Raw genomic sequence first — 17,468 nt, forward strand, 5'->3', positions numbered from 1 at the left:
TCGAATATGGGATGGGTTCTGCACTGGAAATACAGAGTCGGGGCGACAGGACTCGAACCTGCGATCTCCTGCTCCCAAAGCAGGCGCGCTAGCCACTACGCTACGCCCCGTAGTGCACAGGCTAGTCTACGTCACAATTCCGCGCGCACGCACATTTGACAGCACCCGCCCCCGGTGTGGTGTAGTTATATCCGTCCTGATCACGGATGAGGACTTTTTGCGGGGATGTAGCTCAATGGTAGAGCCTCAGTCTTCCAAACTGATTACGCGGGTTCGATTCCCGTCATCCCCTCCACAGCCAAGGGCTTCCACTGATGTGGAAGCCCTTTTTGCTGTGCCGGCCGGTGCAGCCGTCTTAGTGGATGCAGGTGGCGGACGTTACTATTTGGACGTAGTCCATATTTGGATACTGTCTAAACTTCGTGCCGCCCAACAGCGCGACTTCATCTCCGACCGCCGCCGACCGCCGCCGACCGCCGAGAGGCCTAGCCCATGAACAGCGATCATCGCCCGGAGCGCCACACGTTGCCCGCCTGGGAGACGGCGCAGCCAGACGCCAGACAGCAGGGCCCGGTGCGCTCCATCGACGAACTCAGCGGGCGGCTTCGCGCCGAGGGACTGCGCGTGACCGGTCCCCGGCTGCTGGTCTACCAGACTCTTGAGCGGCTTGGCGGCCACCATTCCGCCGATGAAATCGCCGGCGCGATCACCGACGCCGGGCCTGGCCTGCCGCGCACCAGCGTCTACAACGCCCTCAAGGCCCTGGTCGACGTCGGCCTGGTCCAGGTAGTCGACGCCGGTCCGGGCACCACGCTCTACGAAGTCCGCCGCGAGGACCATCACCACCTGCTGTGCCGGATCTGCGGCCAGCTGAGCGATGTGCCGGGCGGCCAGCAACTGGACGGCATCCTGCAGGCCGGGGCGCCCGGCGCCGTCATCGAGTCGGCCCAGGTCCTGCTGCGCGGCATCTGCGCCGTCTGCACCGGCGGGAAGGCGGCAAACGGCAGCAGCGCCCCTGTCTGACGCTCCGGAGCTGATGGTTCTGAGCTGATCATCCGCCTGCGTGCGCCCGTCAGTTCTGGCAGCCGGGGCACCAGTAGAGCTTGCGGGCCGCCATCTGGGCCAGGGCCACCGGAGCTGCGCACCAGCGGCACCCGAGTCCGGCGCGGTTGTACACGTAATGCGCGTCCGCGGTCGACGCCGGTCCCGCCGGGTTGCCCCTGTCCCGCGGTGCGGTGGTGACGATGCGCCCGTCCCGGACCCCGTCCTCCATCAGGCTGACGACATCCGCCCACATGGCCAGCACCTTCTGCTCCCCCAGGCTCTTCCCCGGCAGCCAGGGGTCGATGCCCTGCCGGAACAGCGTCTCCGCCCGGTAGATATTGCCCACGCCGGCGATGACTTCCTGGTTCATCAGCAGCTGGCCGATCGGGCTGCCCTTCGTGCGGACGCGGCGGACAAACTCGGCCGGGTCCGACTCCGGGCGGAGCGGATCCGGGCCCAGCCGGCCGATGACGGCGGCCAGCCCGCTGCCAGTGATGACTTCGCAGGCCGTGGGACCGCGCAGGTCCGCCCAGCCATGGTCGGAGACCAGCCGGACCCGGACGGCACCCACCGGATCCGGCGGCCCGGCGTACCCGGCGGCGGAGGCGAGGCGTGCCGCCTTCGGCGACGTGCCGCCGTCGTCCTTGATTTCGCGTTCGCCGATCCGTCGCGGTGCCCCGATGCTGGAAGCGCCGCGGAAGGTCTCGTCGCCGCCGAAGTCCCAGGCGCCGTAGAGACCCAGATGGACCCGCAGGTAGAGCTCGTTGTCGAACCGCAGGAACAGCTGTTTGCCGTGCGCCAGGCTTCCGGTGAAGATCTGGCCGTCGAGGCGGGCGGCCCCGGCTGTGAAGCGCCCTTGGGGACTGCTCACGGACAGGCGCCGGCCGCCGAACACGGAATCGAATTGCCTTTTCAGGCGGTGGATTGAATGCCCTTCAGGCACGGTGGACTACCTCTGTGGAACGGACTATTTGCCGGCAATGGTGCCGGTGGACTCGAACTCGGCGATCTGGGCGATGCGGCGGCTGTGCCGCTCCGCCCCGCTGAACGGCTCGGCCAGGAAGGCCTCGATCAGTGCCGTTGCCTCGTCGACGCTGTGCTGGCGGCCGCCCACGGCTACGACGTTGGCGTCGTTGTGCTGGCGCGCGAGCTTGGCCGTGTCGCGGTTCCAGACCAGTGCCGCCCGCACACCCCGGACTTTGTTCGCGGCGATCTGCTCACCGTTGCCGGACCCGCCCAGCACGATCCCAAGGGCTTCAATGCCGGCTTCCTGGTCCGCCACGACCGCCTTGGCCGCGTCGATGCAAAAGGCCGGGTAGTCGTCCTCGGCGTCGTACTCCTGCGGTCCATGGTCGACGACGTCGTAGCCCTTGGCGGCAAGGTGCTTGATGAGGTGGGCGCTCAGCTCCATGCCGGCGTGGTCGGTTCCGATGTGTACGCGCATTGAAGGTCCGTTCTGCTGCGGGTGGGTAATGCCGCAGACCAGCCTACTGGGAATTCAGGACGGTGTAGCCGTTGACCAGGCCGGCCATCACTTTCGCATCGAGGGGCGTTGAGCCGCTGATCACCACCGCATTGCCGTTCACGTCCAGGACCACCGAGGAGCCCTCCGCGGTCACGAACGCGGTGGATTCCGGTGAGATACGGTATCCCCAGCCGCCGTACTGTAGTGGCTGGATTGTTCCGGTCCGGGCCGAATCGATCTCCTCCATCGGGAGGAACAGCACCCGCAGGAAGCCGCCGGCATAGACGCTGACCCCCCGGGGCCGGGTGACCACCCGGGCGCTGACCAGGCTCACCGTCGCCAGCCCGATCACGACAGCAACGGCGGCCAGCCACCAGGCAGCCAGGACGCTGATGGCCGCGGCGGCCAGGGTCAGGGCGGCGACCGCGCGGTAGGTCCGGGGGCCGGCCTTGATGCGCATGGTCATGACGTCGCCGGTGGCGGCGAGTTTGACGTCGGCCGGTTCCGGCGGAGGCTGGTCCACGAAATAGCCGACGCGCTCCGGTGTCATCGGCTTGTAGGCGAAGGCCATGATGATGCCCAGCGCCACCGCCGCCCCGGTCCCCATGCCCAGCGCCGTCTGGTCCAGGGGTGCGGCAGCGGCCTCGGCCAGGCCGCGCTGGCCCAGCAGGCCCGAGGTGAACCGGGCCGAGGTGTACAACGCGGCGCAGATGCCCAGGCCCATGAGGAAGCGCCGCGTCGGTGCCGGCGGATAGTGGAGCGCTCCGAGCGCCAGCAGCACGAACCCGATGGCCCAGATATGGACCGCACCCGCGGCAACGTAGCCGCCGAAGGACGTCCGGCCGCCGGCCAGGGCAGCATCGAGCATCAGCGGCTCAGGAAGTTCCGCCCGCAACCCCACGGCGGCAAGAATGAAGGCCACGGTGAGCAGGAGCGGAAATCCGGCGGCGAACACCAACGTCCGGATATCGAAAACAGGCTTGTACGCTTCGATCACCTGCCCATCGTCTCCCCCGGCGACGGGGGAGGCAATGACCGGCCTCGGCTGACTTGGCATCGGCGGCCGGAGTGAGAGAATGGCAAAACCGCTGCTAGTCCACGACCGGTCGCGGAGAATCGCTATCCGACTTTGGAGGTACCACCTTGCCAGGTTTGAACCTGACCCGGGCCGAGGCCCGTGAACGTGCCGCGCTGCTGAACGTCGAATCCTATGACGTGAATCTTGATCTGACCCGGGGCGGGACGGTCTTCGGATCCACCACGGTGGTCAGGTTCAGCGCGGCGGCAGGTGCTTCCACCTTCATCGATGCCGTCACGGCCACGGTACGCCGGGTAACGCTGAACGGCGTCGAGCTGGATCCGGCAGAGGTATCCGACGGCGTACGCATCCAGCTGCCGAATCTCGCCGCCTCGAACGAGCTGGTCGTGGACGCTGATGCCTTCTACATGAACACCGGTGAAGGACTGCATCGCTTCGTTGACCCCGTGGACAACGAGGTCTACCTCTACACGCAGTTCGAGGTTCCGGATTCCCGCCGCGTGTTCGCGGTCTTCGAACAGCCCGACCTGAAGGCGACGTTCCGCTTCACCGTGACCGCGCCGTCGCACTGGGACGTCATCTCCAACTCGCCGACCCCCGAACCGGTGGACGCCGGTTCCGCCGCCGACGGCAGTGCTCGGGCCACCTGGTCCTTCGACCCCACGCCGGTGCTGTCCTCCTATGTCACCGCACTCATTGCCGGACCGTACCAGTCGGTCCGCAGCGAACTGACAAGTTCGGACGGCAGGACCATCCCGCTGGGGGTCTTCGCGCGCAAATCGCTGATGGAGCATCTTGATGCGGAGAACATCTTCACGCTCACCCGCCAGGGCTTCGAGTTCTACGAAAAACAGTTCGGTCTGCCCTATCCGTTCCAAAAGTACGACCAGCTGTTCGTTCCCGAATTCAATGCGGGCGCGATGGAGAACGCCGGGGCGGTCACGTTCCTGGAAAACTACGTCTTCCGCTCGAAGGTGCCCGAGGCCACCGTGGAACGGCGCGCCATCACCATCCTGCACGAACTGGCCCACATGTGGTTCGGCGACCTGGTCACGATGCGGTGGTGGAATGATCTGTGGCTCAATGAATCCTTCGCCGAGTTCATGTCCACCCTCGCCGCAGCCGAGAACACCGTGTACCGCAATGCCTGGACCACTTTTGCCTCGCTGGAGAAATCCTGGGCCTACCGGCAGGACCAGCTCCCCACCACGCACCCAATCGTCGCCGAGATCAATGACCTGGAAGATGTCCAGGTGAATTTCGACGGCATTACCTACGCCAAGGGTGCCTCCGTGCTCAAGCAACTGGTGGCGTGGGTGGGCCAGGAACAATTCATGGCCGGGGTCCGTGAATACTTCGGCAAGCATGCCTGGCAAAACACCGAGCTGGCCGACCTGCTGGGCGAGCTGGAAGCGGCCAGTGGCCGCGATCTGAAGCAATGGTCCGCGCTCTGGCTGGAAACCGCCGGCGTCAATACCCTGCGCCCGGAGATCACGGTCGACGGCGGCGAGGTCATCACCTCCTTCCACGTGCTGCAGAGCGCCCCGGCGGACTACCCCATCATCCGTCCGCATCGGGTGGCCATCGGCTTCTACGACGTGGATGACGAGTCCGGCAAGCTGGTGCGGAACCACCGCATCGAACTCGATGTCGACGGGGAACGGACCGAAGTTCCGGAGCTGGTTGGCTTGGAATGCCCGGATCTGGTCCTGCTCAACGATGATGACCTGGCCTACGCGAAGGTCCGCCTGGACGATTCCTCGCTGGCGACCGCCAAGCGGCACCTGAAGGACTTCGCCGAGTCCCTGCCCCGCGCCCTCGTCTGGGCCTCGTCCTGGGACGCGGCCCGCGACGGCGAAACCCCCGCCCGCGGCTACGTCGAACTGGTGCTGCGGAACATCGCCCACGAAACGGATTCCTCCGTCGTCCAGGTGCTGCTGCGCCAGTTGGCCTCGACGCTGATGTTCTACATTGCCCCGGCGGACCGCACCGGAATCACGATCGCCACTGCCGATACGCTGTGGGACCTAAGCCGGGCAGCCCAGGCCGGCTCCGATGCGCAGCTGCAGTTCGTCAAGGCCTTCGCCGGCCAGTCCCGTTCCGCCCGGCAGCTGGACACCGTTGAGCTGCTGCTGTCCGGCGAAACGACCCTGGAGGGCCTCACCGTTGACACGGATCTGCGCTGGGAACTGCTGACGGCCCTGGTGGCCGGCGGGCGCTTCGGCCAGGCGGAGATCGACGCCGAACTCAAGCGTGATGCAACTGCGACCGGCCAGCGCGCAGCCGCCCTTGCCAAAGCCGCCGTTCCGACGGCGGAAGCCAAGTCCGCTGCCTGGGAAGCCGTCGTCGTCAGCGGCAAGCTGCCCAACGCGATCCAGCAGTCCATCATCTCGGGCTTCAACCGCGTGCACGACACGGCCTTGCTCGAGCCCTATGCGGACAGGTATTTCGCGGCGGTGGAGGACATTTGGTCAAGCCGGACGCATGAGATCGCCCAGCAGATCGTGGTGGGGCTGTACCCGTCGCAGCTGACGACCCAGGCCACCATCGAGAAGACCGACGCTTTCCTCGCGGGCCTGGCCGACCGGACTCCGGCCCTGCGCAGGCTGGTGCTGGAAAACCGGGACGGCATCGTGCGCGCCCTGAAGGCCCAGGCAGCGGACCGGTGAATCTTTCCGAGCACCGGTACGCCGTGGCCCTGGAATGGACCGGCAATCGAGGCGCCGGCACGTCGTCGTACCGGGGCTACGGAAGGGACCATGTGATCAAGGCCGAAGGCCTGCCGGACCTGCAGGGCACGGCGGACCCGACCTTCCACGGGGACAAGGACCGCTGGAACCCGGAACAGTTGCTGCTCACCGCCCTCGCCCAGTGCCATATGTTGTCCTACCTGCACGTGGCGGTGAAGAACGGCGTCGTCGTCACGGACTACACGGACCGCGCCGAAGGCACCCTGCGGCTGAACCGGGACGGCAGTGGCGAATTCACCTCGGTGACGCTTCACCCGCGGGTGGTCATCACGGATCCGGCGCAGGCTGGGCTGGCCGAGCGGCTGCACCGTGACGCCAACCAGGTCTGCTTCATCGCCCGGTCGGTCAACTTCCCGGTGCGGCATGAGCCGGAGACTGCCGTCGCCTGACTGTAAAGCCGATGGTTTCCGCCAACGGCCTCCACCGACTGCTTCCGCCCCGCTCTGCCCGCCCAGCGGTACGCTGGTTACCGCTTGCGAAAGGAACAGATGTTATCCCTGCAGACCTTTGAAACGATTGAGGACCTCAGCGACAGCGGCGAAAAGCTCGGCAGCCAGCTGGTCGAGGCCGCGGTGGTCATCGGCGTCGGCTTGCTCTTCTGGCTGGTTGCCCGCTTCATAATCGGCCGCATCACCGAACGCGTCAAGAACGGCTACGGCGTCCTGAAGAAGCCGCTGTTCCGGTGGGCCAAGCCGGTGATGCGCCCCTTCGAGGCCGCCCGCCGGGTGCAGCGGGCCGAGACCGTCGGGTCGCTGCTGCGCAGTGTGGTCAGCGTCGTCGTTTCGGCGATCGTGATCATTTCCACCATGGAGATCTTCGGGCTGCCCATCGCGCCCCTGCTGGCCAGTGTGGGTATCGCCGGCGTGGCGATCGGTTTCGGCGCCCAGCAGTTGATCCGCGACTTCCTGTCCGGGATCTTCATCACCATCGAGGATCAGTACGGCATCGGCGACATCATCGAAACCAGCGAGGTGATCGGCCGCGTGGAGTCGGTGGGGCTGAGGGTAACCCGGGTGGTGGATGAAGAAGGCGTCATCTGGTACCTGCGCAACGGCGAGATCCTGCGCGTCGGCAACAGGTCGCAGGGAAATTTCCAGCCCAAGCCGGACGTTGATACCGGTGATCGGGAGCCCGTCCCCGCCAGCAGTGAAAAGGCCGCAGAATGACCACCCACGAACCCTCCAGCGGATCCGGCTCACCAGCCGGAATCCCCATCGCCTCCCGCTTCGGCGAGCCGATCGCCCGGCTCACGCCCGTGGGACCGCGGTTCGACCAGCCGGACTACACCGACAACTTCTATGAAGCCGTGGGCGGACACGACACGTTCGTGAAGATCGTGGACGTCTTCTATGACGGCATCGCCCAGGACGAGGTCCTCCGCCCGATGTATCCGGACGAAGACCTGGGACCGGCGAAGCGGCGGATGCTCATGTTCCTGGAGCAGTACTGGGGCGGCCCGCGGACCTACGCCGAGGAACGCGGCCACCCGCGGCTGCGCATGCGCCATGCACCGTTCCGGGTGGACTTCGAGGCGCGCGACCGCTGGCTGGCGCATATGCGCAAGGGCGTGGAGGCGGCGGAACTGTCGCCGCTGCACGAGGCGACGCTCTGGGACTACCTGGAGCGCGCAGCGCATTCCATGGTCAACTCAGCCTGAGGCCGCGGGCCCGCGGCCGGGTCGGCCGGCCGGGTCGGCCGCCGTCAGAGCACGGCGGCCGACCGGACCAGCACGTGCCCGCGCGAACTGCTCAGCCGGGTCCACCGCCCGTTGCGGAAGACTGCGGAAGGCGCGTCCGGGTCCAGGAAGCCGAGCGTCATCGCGGCAAAGGCGGCTCCGGCGGGAAGCACAGCAGACGTGCCGGGCACCGGCCGGCTCCACACGGCACTTCGGGCGGTGTTGACCACCAGCGCCCCGGGACTGGCGGGCACGGCCTCGGCCACGTCCCGGATTCCGTCCCGCGCTGCCTGCTGCAGGACCGAAGCGTCGACGGTACCGCTGCGCTCCCACCCCGTCCGGGGCGGCGTCACGCCCGCCCAGCTTTCGTTCACCGCCGCGGGCGGCAGGGAGAGTACGACGTCGTCCCCCGCCATCCGGGCCAGCCGGTCGGCCACCGAGGCCAGGGAAACGGTCGTGTCAACGACCGAGGTGCCCAGGGAACGACCCAGCGGCATCGTCCGCAGTCCAAGGACCGTCGGGGTTGCCTCGCCCAGCGACCGTGGCCGAAGGATACACACATACGCGGCAAGGACCGCACCAGCGGCCTGAAGGCGGATGGCGCCGTCGTCCGCGGCCCGGGCCCGGGAGACGTAGGTCCGCAGGTCCGTGGTCACCTGCGGATCCGCGAGGATCAGTTCGCTGGCTTCGGTGATGGCGCCACTCATGCCCCGGCCTCCCCGGTTGCCGCTGACTCTGCCGGTGTTGCCGTTTCCTCCGGCCCTGCCGCTTCCTCCGGCCTTGGCGCGGATACCGGCCGGCGGCGGAAGGGCAGCGGATCGCCGGACCAACTGCGCAGCGCATGGCGGATCTGCGGCGACAGCCGCACCGGGCGCCCGCTCTTCCGGTTGACGAGCACCATACCGGTGCTGGCATGACAGTAGATGACCGAATCGTCCTCCTCACCGACCGTGTAGCTCAGTTCGTAGCTTGAGCCGCCGATGGCCGTCACCCAGACGTTGATGTAGATCGGCTCGATGCGGAACAGCAGCGGGGCCAGATATTCGATCTCCTGCCAGCCGACCAGCATGAAATTCTCCTCCCCCATCAGCTCGGACAGGGTCTGGTTGGCCTGCGCCCCTTCACCGGCGGCAGCCCCCAGGGCTAGGTGGGTCAGCTGCACGCGGGCGGTCTCCAGGTAGGCGGCGTAGGTGACGTTGTTGACGTGGCCATTGGAGTCTATGTCGCCAAAGCGGATCTGCAGGGGTATCTGTACAACGGAAGCCATGCTGACCATCTTCTCAAAACCGCTGCCCTCCCACGACTCCCCTGGCTCCTGCCGCCGTTGGGCGCGGTCGAGTATTCGATCGGAGCCGCGGTTGAGGCAAGGGAGCCGGGCGTCTAAGGTCGAGATAGTCCCGCGCCGGTGGCTGCAGTGGGGCAAAGGCGCATCACCGGTCAGTACAACAGCGACGTGTCGCAGCAAGGAGCCTGAAAGTGACGGTGGCCGAAGAGATCATCGACCCGACCGAGCAGCTGCTCAGGCTTCTCGATCTCAGCGATGCGGATGGAGCCAGCACCGAGGAGGACCTCTACGTCGGCCTCTCCCAGAAGCAGCCCCACCAGCGTGTGTTCGGCGGGCAGGTACTGGCCCAGTCCATCGTCGCCGGCATGCGGACCGTCGGCGCGGACCGGATGATCCATTCCATGCATGGTTACTTCCTCCGTCCCGGGGACGCCGACCAGCCGATCACCTTCGCGGTCGAACGCCTCCGGGACGGCCGGTCCTTTTCCGCCCGCCGCACCCACGCCTACCAGAACGGCGTCCCGATCCTGTCGATGATCGCGTCCTTCCAGGTTCCTGCCGCGGGCATCGAGCACCAGGACCGGATGCCCGCCGGCCTGCCGGATCCGGAGAGCCTTCCGACGGCCGCGGAACTGCTCGCCGGAATCGACCACCCGGCCGCGCGTGCCGTCGCCTCACAGCGGACCTTCGATATCCGGCACATCACGTCTCCCCTGTACCTGCAGCCCGGGACAGAGACGGAGCCGGTCAACGCCGTCTGGATGAAGACCTTCGGTCCACTGCCGGACGATGAGAACATCCACCGCGCGGCGCTGGCCTACGCCAGCGACTACACGCTGCTGGAGTCGAACCTGCGGCCGCACGGCATGAGCTGGCGGACTGCCGGGATGAGCGTTGCGAGCCTGGACCATGCCATGTGGTGGCACCGGCCGGTCCGGGCCGACCAGTGGCTGCTGTACGTCCAGTCCTCCCCCAGCGCCTCCGGAGCGCGCGGACTGGGTATGGGCCGGATGTTCAGCCGCGACGGCACACTGATTGCCAGCGTGGCACAGGAGGGGATGCTGCGCGTCCCCGACGAAGTGCTTGCTGCCGCGGACTGACGAGAGTCTGACGACAGATTAACGACGGCGAAGGGCCGGCTCCCGCGGGAACCGGCCCTTCGCCGTCGTTGCCTGATTCGGCCGCTTCGCCCGCAGCGTCAGTCGCGGGTCAGGCGGCGGTGGGTCACGCGGTGCGGCTTGGCCGCCTCCGGGCCCAGGCGCTCCACCTTGTTCTGCTCGTACGACTCAAAGTTGCCTTCGAACCAGTACCAGTTGTCCGGATCCTCCTCCGTGCCCTCATAGGCCAGGATGTGCGTGGACACGCGGTCCAGGAACCAGCGGTCGTGGGAGACGACCACGGCGCAGCCGGGGAATTCCAGCAGCGCATTCTCCAGGCTGGATAGGGTCTCGACGTCGAGGTCGTTGGTGGGCTCGTCGAGCAGCAGGAGGTTGCCGCCCTGCTTGAGCGTCAGCGCCAGGTTCAGACGGTTGCGCTCGCCGCCGGAGAGTACTCCGGCCTTCTTCTGCTGGTCCGGGCCCTTGAAGCCGAAGGCCGAGACATACGCCCGCGAGGGCATTTCCACCTGGCCGACCTGGATGTAGTCGTGTCCTCCGGACACAACTTCCCAGAGGGTCTTGTTCGGATCAATGCCGCCGCGGGACTGGTCGACGTAGGCAATCTTGACCGTGTCGCCGATCTTCAGCTCACCGCCGTCGAGAGGTTCCATGCCCACGATCGTCTTGAACAGCGTGGTCTTGCCAACGCCGTTCGGGCCGATGACACCGACGATGCCGTTGCGGGGCAGCGAGAAGGACAGGTTGTCGATCAGCTTCCGTTCGCCGAAGCCCTTTTCGAGGTCGGTGGCTTCGATGACCAGGTTGCCCAGGCGCGGTCCCGGCGGAATCTGGATCTCTTCGAAGTCAAGCTTGCGGGTCCGCTCCGCCTCGGCCGCCATTTCCTCGTACCGGGCCAGGCGGGCCTTCGACTTGGTCTGGCGTCCCTTGGCGTTGGACCGGACCCAATCGAGCTCCTCGGTCAGACGCTTGGCCAGCTTGGCATCCTTCTTGCCTTGGACTTCGAGGCGCGCCCGCTTCTTCTCCAGATAGGTGGAATAGTTGCCCTCATAGGGATACAGGTGGCCGCGGTCCACTTCGGCGATCCACTCGGCCACATGGTCCAGGAAGTACCGGTCGTGGGTCACGGCCAGGACGGCGCCGGGATAGGACTTCAGGTGCTGCTCCAGCCACAGCACGCTTTCCGCGTCCAGGTGGTTGGTGGGCTCATCCAGCAGCAGCAGGTCCGGCTTCTGCAGCAGCAGCTTGCACAGCGCGACCCGGCGGCGCTCGCCACCGGAGAGCACAGTCACATCGGCATCCGGCGGCGGGCAGCGCAGGGCGTCCATGGCCTGCTCCAGCTGCGAGTCGATATCCCAGGCATCGGCAGCGTCGATGGCTTCCTGGAGCTTGCCCATCTCTTCCAGGAGCGAGTCATAGTCCGCGTCCGGGTTGGCCATCTCCTCCGAGATCTCGTTGAAGCGCTGGATCTTGCCGTAGATCTCGCCAACGCCCTCCTGGACGTTGCCCAGCACGGTCTTTTCCTCGTTCAGCGGCGGTTCCTGCAGCAGGATGCCCACAGTGTAGCCGGGGCTCAGGCGCGCTTCACCGTTGGACGGCGTGTCCAGGCCTGCCATGATCTTGAGGATGGTGGACTTACCCGCACCGTTGGGACCCACGACACCGATCTTGGCGCCGGGGAAGAAGGACATGCTTACGTCATCGAGGATAACTTTGTCGCCAACAGCCTTGCGGGCCTTGGTCATCGTGTAGATAAATTCCGCCATAGTAATAAGGCTAGTGGCTCATGGGGCGGAACTCATATTCGATCCCGCTTTCGGCCCCGGGCGATGCCAGGTGCTGCCGCCGGGCGGCGGTGCGGTTCCGAGATCAGTACTGCTCGCCGACGAAACAGCGCCCGGACGCCAGGACGGGAAGCACGACGACCGTGACGGCTCCTTCCCGCACCTGGCCGACAACGCACTGTCCGTCGACGGGTACGGCGGCCTCGATGGCGTCCACATCCAGCCCGGTTGGCGTCTTATAGACGGAGACTTCCGTGGCCTCAGCGGGCATGCCCGCCTGCGCATAGGCCTGCTGCATCTGTTCCCGGGTGGGTTCCGGGGCGGCTGCCGCCAACTGGATCAGCGCCTGGTTGACGGCATCCGCCGCCAGTTCCACCGGGGATGCCGGGGCGGCAGGCCCGCCGGCCTGCGCCGGAGCTTCAGCCCCTGCTGCCGACGTCGTGCCCGCCGCGGAACCGGCTTCCGGCGCCGCCGGCTGTGGAGCGGCAGGTGCCCCGGGCTGCGGACTGCAGGCGGTCAGCACTGCACCGGCAACCACGACGGCGGCAGGCACCCGTACGACCGACAGCCAGCTTCGGTTCTTCCGATCACCAATCACCCTGTCATTCTGTCACGGCTGCCTGCGCCGCCTGGGAGGCCACTCAGGAGGCCACTTCCGACAAGGCCATCGGCTGGTCGTTGTCCTTGTCCGGATCCGGAGCGTCGCTGCTGCCCATCGCAGCCCTTTCCTTCGAATCCGCCACTTCACCGGTGTCGGCATCGAAATCGGGCAGACCCTCGGCAGCGGATTCATCGATGCCGCCGGATGCAGCGTTCTCCGCGGTCTCCGCACCCTGCTTCTCCTGCACGAACCGACGGAAGTGCGAGACCCCCCACATGAGGTCATGGCCGACGGCGTCGGCGTCGATTTCCGCAGTGGTGCCGGACTTTCCATCCTCGCGGACCCACTGCCGGATCTTCAGCCGTCCGGTAACCACCACCCGGTCCCCCTTCTTGAGGCTGAAGACAACATTCTGCGCCAGATGGCGGAAACTCGTCACGGTGAACCAGTTGGTCTCGCCGTCCACCCACATGTCATTGTTCCGGTCATACCTGCGGTCGGTCGATCCCAGGCGGAAGCTCGCAATGTGCAGTCCGTCCTGGGTTTTGACGAACCGAACTTCCGTTGCCACGAAGCCCCGGACTGTAATCATGTCGCTCATCGCTATGCCTTTCCCTCGTTTATTCGTTGCTGCTCGTTCCGATTTGCGTGACCTGCCCCGGCGGTTCGACTCCCGGAGCCACGCCGATGAGACCAGTCTGTAAAGTGCTTCCCGGATCCGTCAGGGGACGGGCTTCGGATGTGGATGAATCCGCCGATTGGCCGGCTGTGCAGGAACAGACGCGTCCAAGGCATTGGCCGAAAACCGCTAGACTGTCACAGGGGCGGACAGCAGCCGCCCAAGCCTCGGTAGCTCAGCGGATAGAGCAGGAGCCTTCTAATCTCTTGGTCGCAGGTTCGATTCCTGTCCGGGGCACATTCCTCCTCCGCATGGAGGCGATGCCGGCACAGCCCCTTCAGCAGGACGCCCTGAACTAACCGGAAAATTTTGCTTGACAGTTCAAGCACTTCAATGGCAGGCTCGAACTTGAAACATCAAGTAAAAGTTCGGTAACAGCTGGCAGGCAGGATGCATGGCCGGCAGTTCAGACCGGGAGGGTCCGCCATGTCCCAGACTTCCACGCCCGCCGTGCGTACTGCGGCACAGCCGATTGCACCTCGGGCCGCGTACACGGCCGCTTCATTCGCAGAGTGGGCGGATCCAGCCGCCCCGGTTCCTGCCGCCGCGGTTTCCGCAGCCGGAATCCGCACCCAGGTCGTTGTTCCCCTTCGGTTCCCCGACGGCTATGAGACGCGGGCCGACGTCGTCACTTTCACCGGCCTGGCCGATGGGAAGGAACACCTCGCCCTCGGGCTGGGTGACTGGCGCGGAGCGCTGGCGCGGTCGGCCGACGGCGGGCCGGCACCGCTGGTGCGGCCGCATTCCGAATGCATGACCGGGGACGTCTTCGGCTCGCAGCGCTGCGACTGCGGCCCGCAGCTGCGCGAGGCCGCCGAACGGATCAGCGACGCCGGCGGGTTCCTCCTGTACCTGCGGCAGGAGGGCCGCGGCATCGGGCTCTATGCCAAGCTGGACGCCTACGCCCTGCAGGATGCCGGGCTGGATACCTACGAAGCCAACACGGCCCTGGGGCATGGTGAGGACGAACGGGACTACACGGCCGCCGCACAGATGCTGCATGCCCTGGGGGCGGACCGCATCCGGCTGCTGTCGAACAATCCCGACAAGGCCCGCCAGCTGGGCGATCTGGGTGTCGCCGTTACGGACCGGGTCCCGACGGGTGTGCACCTGAGCCAGGCAAACTCCCGCTATCTGCGGGCCAAAGTGGACCATACTGCCCACACCCTGGCCCTGCCGGTGGGCGCCTGACCGCCTGCGCCGGAGCCGGGATCAGGCGAGCTGGCCCGGCTTGCGGAGACTGAACCGCTTCCGGAACAGGATCTTCGTCTTCGGATCCAGAAAGACCAGGTACATCGCGAAGCCGACGGCTACCACGGCAGCTATGTTCCGCGCCATGGCCAGGTCGATGGCGATGTACGGAAAGATGTCCAGCTGGTCCGAGATGGCATAGACCATCAGGAACGAGACGATGAAGTAGAGCGCCTTGACCTGCCAGTCGTCCCGGATGCCCGTGGCCGCGAACAGCGGAATCAGCCAGACGATGTACCAGGACTGGATCATCGGTGCCAGGAAGACGATGGCCGCGAAGGACCAGGTCAGCCTGCGGACAATCCGGCCGTGCTCGCCGCGGAACATCTGCCACAGAATGATCCCGACGGCGCTCAGGGTGCCTGCCTTGTGCACGATGTCGGTCAGCAGCGCGCCGTTGAGGCCGAGCCCGGACCCCAGCGATCCTGCGATCATGCCGATAAAACCGATCGGGGCGTACCAGATCCAGACGCTTCCCGGCGTGCTCAGGGCGCCGACCCAGCCGAAGCCAAAACCGTTGATGAATCCCATCAGCGCCAGCAGCCCCAGCGAGATTCCCGCCGTCATGGCCCAGTACTGGAACTTCCGCCCCCAGCCGGCGTTCCTGCCGGCCCAAAGCAGACCGATGAACGGCAGGAAGACCAGGGTGATCGGCTTGATGCCAACGGACAGCGTCAGCAGCAGGATGCCCCACAGTGGACGCTTCACCATGGCGAGATAGAGGCCCAGGAGGGCCAGGCCGATCATGAGCGCATCATTGTGGACGCTGGCGATGAAGTTGGTCAGGAACAGCGGATTGGCGGCGGTCAGCCACAAGGCCCGGTGCGGATTGATCCCGTGCAGCTGAGCCAGTTTCGGCACGCAGTAGATGCACAGCAGGACGCCGATCAGGGCTGCGATCCGGAAGAGGAAGATCGACCACTCAGGGTGCCCCCCGGTGACCCAGACAACGAATTCCTCGATCCACAGGAACACAGGTCCGTACGGGGTCGCGTTCTGCGCCCAGAGATCGTCGGCCCCGGTCTGCAGGTAGTTGGAGAGCTGGGCGTACCCGACTTCGTACGGATTCAGATTGTTGACCATCATCTTGCCCTGGGCGATATACGCATAGACATCGCGGCTGAACAGCGGAATGGCCAGGAACATCGGCGCACCCCAGGCTGCGACGGCGGCTAGGGTATACCTGCGGGAAGACGGGCCCCACACCTTGGTTTTCTGTCCCAGGCGCAGCCAGGAGCGCACCAGCAGCATGCCGCCCAGCGCCAGGGCGAGTACCGAAATTACGACGCCGGCCGGCTCCAGGCGCAGCCAGATCACCAGCGGGATCCGGCGCAGGTCGGAAACGGAAGCCAGCCACCCCACGCCAAGCGAGCCGAACAGCATCATCAGGGACCCTACTGCGCCCTGGACGATGGAAGAGACGGGCTTGTCGACTTCGAGGTCCACCGGAGCGGAAGGGGATGTCGCGGTCGCGGGGACCTTGAAACTCATCTGCGGCGTTCCAATCTATGGGCTGAACTCCTGCTGAAACCGCACCGGACAAACCCGGCCACAGCTACTGTCCGCCTGAGAAACGGGGCAAGCGAAAGGGGTGATTCTTTGCGGTCGTGTCACTGGATTTTAGCACCGCACCTACGGGCAGCCGGGGCATGCCGGGGCCGTGGCGCACCCCGCAGCTACGGGGCAAATGCGGCAATGGAGGTACATTTGACGGGTGCCTATCTCTAATGAACATATTGTCTGGATCGACTGCGAAATGACCGGTCTCGACCTCGGCGCCGACGCGCTGATCGAGGTGGCCGTCCTGGTTACCGATTCAGAACTGAACATCCTCGGCGACGGTGTCGACGTCGTCATCAAGCCGGACGATGCCGCCCTGGCCCAGATGAGCGACTTTGTCCGTGACATGCACACCTCCTCCAAGCTGCTCGACGAACTGCCGCACGGCATGAGCATGGAGCAGGCCCAGGAGAAGGTCATGGCTTATATCACGCAGTGGGTGCCGGAGCCGAACAAGGCCCCCCTTGGCGGCAATTCCGTGGGCACGGACCGCATGTTCCTGGCCCGGGACATGCCGGCCGTCATCGACCATCTGCACTACCGGATCATTGACGTCTCCACGATTAAGGAGCTCGCCCGGCGCTGGTTCACCCGCGCCTATTTCCAGTCCCCGGCGAAGACCGGCGGGCACCGCGCGCTGGGTGATATCAGGGATTCGATCAATGAGTTGAAGTACTACCGCGAGGCAGTGTTCGTGGCCGCCCCCGGCCCGGATTCGGCGACCGCGAAGGCAATTGCGCGGAACCTGGCCGGTTAGTTCGGTCACATTCGGGCGCATTTGGCGAAAGTGTCACCAGCACCCTGCGCAAGCATGTATGCTTGTAGACGTTGCTTTTCGGAGCTGACGCCGAAGGAAAACACCGGACCGGTGGATATCCGCAAGGATGGAAGCAGGTGCGGGATGGAAGTTCGCGCCGGCGAAGATTCGCGAAGCACTTGGTGGGTATAGCTCAGCTGGCAGAGCGCCTGGTTGTGGTCCAGGAGGTCGCGGGTTCAATCCCCGTTACTCACCCAGCCCGGGGCTGGCGGCAAGACCGCAGCCCTCCACAGGCCGCCCGGAGATCATCCGGGCGGCCTGTTTTTGTATCCTGCAGCAGGCGGCACAGCCTGAAGACACAGCGGTGGGGGGGGGGGGGGGGGGGGGGGGGGGGGAGGGGGGGGGGGGGGGGGGGGGGGGGGGGGGGGGGGGGGGGGGGGGGGGGGGGGGGGGGGGGGGGGGG

The 17,468-nt window shown here is 66.2% G+C and carries 17 protein-coding genes and 4 tRNA genes; 11 read left to right on the forward strand and 10 right to left on the reverse strand.

Features of this window, described 5'->3' with window-relative positions; all coding sequences use genetic code 11:
• Positions 1-37: 37 nt before the first annotated feature.
• A tRNA-Pro gene (locus AC5RWU_RS15165) sits at positions 38-110 on the reverse strand.
• A gap of 111 nt (positions 111-221) precedes the next feature.
• Between AC5RWU_RS15165 and AC5RWU_RS15170 the strand changes: the two genes are divergently transcribed.
• Both AC5RWU_RS15170 and AC5RWU_RS15175 read left to right on the forward strand, forming a co-directional pair.
• A tRNA-Gly gene (locus tag AC5RWU_RS15170) sits at positions 222-295 on the forward strand.
• Between the two features lie 197 nt (positions 296-492).
• Entirely contained in the window at positions 493-1,023 is a 531-nt protein-coding gene (locus tag AC5RWU_RS15175; protein WP_494032634.1) for a Fur family transcriptional regulator, read from the forward strand.
• 49 nt (positions 1,024-1,072) lie between these two features.
• Here the strand turns inward: AC5RWU_RS15175 and AC5RWU_RS15180 are convergent, their stop codons facing one another.
• The 3 genes from AC5RWU_RS15180 to AC5RWU_RS15190 are packed head-to-tail and all read right to left on the reverse strand — an operon-like array spanning position 1,073 to position 3,506.
• The gene (locus tag AC5RWU_RS15180) at positions 1,073-1,987 is read right to left on the reverse strand and encodes an Fpg/Nei family DNA glycosylase (protein ID WP_494032633.1); all 915 of its coding nucleotides are present in this window, start codon (positions 1,985-1,987) and stop codon (positions 1,073-1,075) included.
• Between the two features lie 24 nt (positions 1,988-2,011).
• Positions 2,012-2,488 (reverse strand): ribose-5-phosphate isomerase, encoded by a 477-nt coding sequence (locus tag AC5RWU_RS15185; protein WP_494032632.1) that lies wholly within the window; start codon positions 2,486-2,488, stop codon positions 2,012-2,014.
• A gap of 43 nt (positions 2,489-2,531) precedes the next feature.
• Positions 2,532-3,506 (reverse strand): hypothetical protein, encoded by a 975-nt coding sequence (locus AC5RWU_RS15190; protein ID WP_494037052.1) that lies wholly within the window; start codon positions 3,504-3,506, stop codon positions 2,532-2,534.
• 155 nt (positions 3,507-3,661) lie between these two features.
• Here AC5RWU_RS15190 and pepN point away from each other — a divergent pair, with 155 nt between their 5' ends.
• The 4 genes from pepN to AC5RWU_RS15210 all read left to right on the forward strand — a co-directional run bounded on the left by pepN (position 3,662) and on the right by AC5RWU_RS15210 (position 7,955).
• Positions 3,662-6,217 carry an aminopeptidase N gene (pepN, locus tag AC5RWU_RS15195; protein ID WP_494032642.1) on the forward strand — a complete coding sequence of 852 codons (2,556 nt, stop codon included), beginning with the start codon at positions 3,662-3,664 and terminating at the stop codon, positions 6,215-6,217.
• A complete protein-coding gene (locus AC5RWU_RS15200; RefSeq protein ID WP_494032630.1) occupies positions 6,214-6,687 on the forward strand; it encodes an OsmC family protein in 474 nt (157 codons plus the stop codon). Before pepN ends, AC5RWU_RS15200 begins: the two co-directional genes overlap by 4 nt.
• Positions 6,688-6,786: 99 nt before the next feature.
• Positions 6,787-7,464 (forward strand): mechanosensitive ion channel family protein, encoded by a 678-nt coding sequence (locus tag AC5RWU_RS15205; protein WP_494032629.1) that lies wholly within the window; start codon positions 6,787-6,789, stop codon positions 7,462-7,464.
• Positions 7,461-7,955 (forward strand): globin, encoded by a 495-nt coding sequence (locus AC5RWU_RS15210; RefSeq protein WP_494032628.1) that lies wholly within the window; start codon positions 7,461-7,463, stop codon positions 7,953-7,955. Before AC5RWU_RS15205 ends, AC5RWU_RS15210 begins: the two co-directional genes overlap by 4 nt.
• Before the next feature lie 44 nt (positions 7,956-7,999).
• On the opposite strand, the gene AC5RWU_RS15215 is transcribed toward AC5RWU_RS15210, so the two are convergent.
• Positions 8,000-8,680 carry a DUF8185 domain-containing protein gene (locus tag AC5RWU_RS15215; protein ID WP_494037053.1) on the reverse strand — a complete coding sequence of 227 codons (681 nt, stop codon included), beginning with the start codon at positions 8,678-8,680 and terminating at the stop codon, positions 8,000-8,002.
• Entirely contained in the window at positions 8,677-9,240 is a 564-nt protein-coding gene (locus AC5RWU_RS15220) for an acyl-CoA thioesterase (RefSeq protein WP_494032626.1), read from the reverse strand. Before AC5RWU_RS15220 ends, AC5RWU_RS15215 begins: the two co-directional genes overlap by 4 nt.
• A 209-nt stretch (positions 9,241-9,449) precedes the next feature.
• On the opposite strand from AC5RWU_RS15220, the gene AC5RWU_RS15225 reads away from it, so the two are divergent.
• Positions 9,450-10,358 carry an acyl-CoA thioesterase gene (locus AC5RWU_RS15225; protein ID WP_494032625.1) on the forward strand — a complete coding sequence of 303 codons (909 nt, stop codon included), beginning with the start codon at positions 9,450-9,452 and terminating at the stop codon, positions 10,356-10,358.
• A gap of 98 nt (positions 10,359-10,456) precedes the next feature.
• Here the strand turns inward: AC5RWU_RS15225 and ettA are convergent, their stop codons facing one another.
• The 3 genes from ettA to AC5RWU_RS15240 form a co-directional block, all read right to left on the reverse strand.
• Positions 10,457-12,139, reverse strand: coding sequence for an energy-dependent translational throttle protein EttA (ettA, locus tag AC5RWU_RS15230; protein WP_494032624.1), 1,683 nt, complete (start codon positions 12,137-12,139; stop codon positions 10,457-10,459).
• Positions 12,140-12,242: 103 nt separating this feature from the next.
• Positions 12,243-12,755 carry a DUF6993 domain-containing protein gene (locus AC5RWU_RS15235; protein ID WP_494032623.1) on the reverse strand — a complete coding sequence of 171 codons (513 nt, stop codon included), beginning with the start codon at positions 12,753-12,755 and terminating at the stop codon, positions 12,243-12,245.
• A 43-nt stretch (positions 12,756-12,798) separates the two neighbouring features.
• Positions 12,799-13,359, reverse strand: coding sequence for a single-stranded DNA-binding protein (locus tag AC5RWU_RS15240; protein ID WP_494032622.1), 561 nt, complete (start codon positions 13,357-13,359; stop codon positions 12,799-12,801).
• Positions 13,360-13,601: 242 nt separating this feature from the next.
• Here AC5RWU_RS15240 and AC5RWU_RS15245 point away from each other — a divergent pair.
• Positions 13,602-13,674, forward strand: a tRNA-Arg gene (locus AC5RWU_RS15245).
• Between the two features lie 189 nt (positions 13,675-13,863).
• Complete coding sequence (locus AC5RWU_RS15250) at positions 13,864-14,628, forward strand: GTP cyclohydrolase II (protein ID WP_494032621.1); 765 nt, start codon at positions 13,864-13,866, stop codon at positions 14,626-14,628.
• Between the two features lie 21 nt (positions 14,629-14,649).
• Here AC5RWU_RS15250 and mptB read toward each other — a convergent pair whose 3' ends face one another.
• Positions 14,650-16,179, reverse strand: a complete 1,530-nt coding sequence (gene mptB, locus AC5RWU_RS15255) for a polyprenol phosphomannose-dependent alpha 1,6 mannosyltransferase MptB (RefSeq protein ID WP_494032620.1) — start codon at positions 16,177-16,179, stop codon at positions 14,650-14,652.
• A 223-nt stretch (positions 16,180-16,402) separates the two neighbouring features.
• On the opposite strand from mptB, the gene orn reads away from it, so the two are divergent.
• Together orn and AC5RWU_RS15265 are read left to right on the forward strand one after the other, a co-directional pair.
• On the forward strand, positions 16,403-17,005 hold the full coding sequence (gene orn / locus AC5RWU_RS15260) for an oligoribonuclease (RefSeq protein ID WP_494032619.1): 603 nt from the start codon (positions 16,403-16,405) through the stop codon (positions 17,003-17,005).
• A gap of 182 nt (positions 17,006-17,187) precedes the next feature.
• Positions 17,188-17,260: transfer RNA gene (locus AC5RWU_RS15265), tRNA-His, on the forward strand.
• Positions 17,261-17,468 lie beyond the last annotated feature (208 nt).

Source organism: Arthrobacter sp. B0427-1-12 (assembly GCF_059092905.1).